This is a genomic window from Paraclostridium sp. (assembly GCF_051657365.1).
In the GTDB taxonomy this organism is placed as follows: domain Bacteria; phylum Bacillota; class Clostridia; order Peptostreptococcales; family Peptostreptococcaceae; genus Paraclostridium.
Genome location: NZ_JBOFKN010000146.1, coordinates 1 through 1,089, shown reverse-complemented (window position 1 = coordinate 1,089; position 1,089 = coordinate 1). Strand labels below are relative to the sequence as shown.

The 1,089-nt window shown below is 25.6% G+C and carries 1 protein-coding gene; it reads left to right on the top strand.

The genetic code is table 11. The annotated features are described in order from the left end of the window. Nucleotides 1–50 precede the first annotated feature (50 nt). Nucleotides 51–1,089, top strand: a 1,039-nt coding sequence (locus ACRCYC_RS10470) for an AAA family ATPase (RefSeq protein WP_438619079.1), incomplete at its 3' end; no start/stop codon positions are given.

The following is a 1,089-nucleotide window of genomic DNA, read 5'->3' as shown; positions in this document are numbered from 1 at the left end:
ATAAGTTGCATCTTTTATTGCAAAATGAATATGATAAATACAATTTAACTTTGGAGAAGAAAAGAGAAAATCAAGAAAATGCGATTTTAGATTTATCAAAATTTTTATATGAAAAATATAAGAAGAAAGTGATAATACTAATAGATGAATACGATACACCATTAGTTACAGCACACTCACAAGGATATTACGATGAGGCAATATTTTTCTTTCGAAACTTTTTAAGTGCTGCACTAAAAGGTAATCCATATTTAGAGTTTTCGGTACTTACAGGGATATTAAGAGTAGCTAAAGAAAGCATCTTTTCAGGACTAAACAATCTTGCAGTATCAACAATTTTAGATAGAGATTTTAATCATTTTGGTTTAACTGAAGAGGAAGTAGAAGAGTTATTAAAATACTATGAATTAGAGTATGAATTAGAAGAGGTTAAAAAATGGTATAATGGATATAAGTTTGGAAATAAGTTAGTTTATAATCCATGGTCATTAATTAATTTTGCTAGTAAAAATGAGTTAAATCCTTATTGGGTAAATACAAGTGATAACTCTCTAATAAAAGAGTTATTAGATAAAAATGATTCTAAGGTAATAGATGATTTAAAAGCTGTATTTAGTGGAAATGAAATAGAGGAAGTAATAACAGAGAATATTATATTTTCAGATTTAGAGGATGTGGATACAATATGGTCTTTAATGCTATTTTCAGGATATTTAACTTATGATAGGTTTGAGATATCAGATATAACTGGGGCAAAAACATATTTTTTAAAAATTCCAAATTATGAAGTTAAATCATTTTTTAAAAATACATTTATAAAAGAATATAGCCATGGTAAAACAGCCATGTATTTTAAAATGCTTGAAGATTTATATAAAGGTGATATAGAAAGATTTAAATTTAAATTTAAGGAATTATACTATTCAGCTGTAAGTTATCATGATACAGGAGATAGTGAAAAGTACTATCATCACTTTATGCTAGGTTTACTTTTAACATTAGGAGATAAATATATAATAACTTCTAATAGAGAAAGTGGATATGGAAGATATGATATAGCTTTAGAACCTAAAGATAAAAGAAATTATG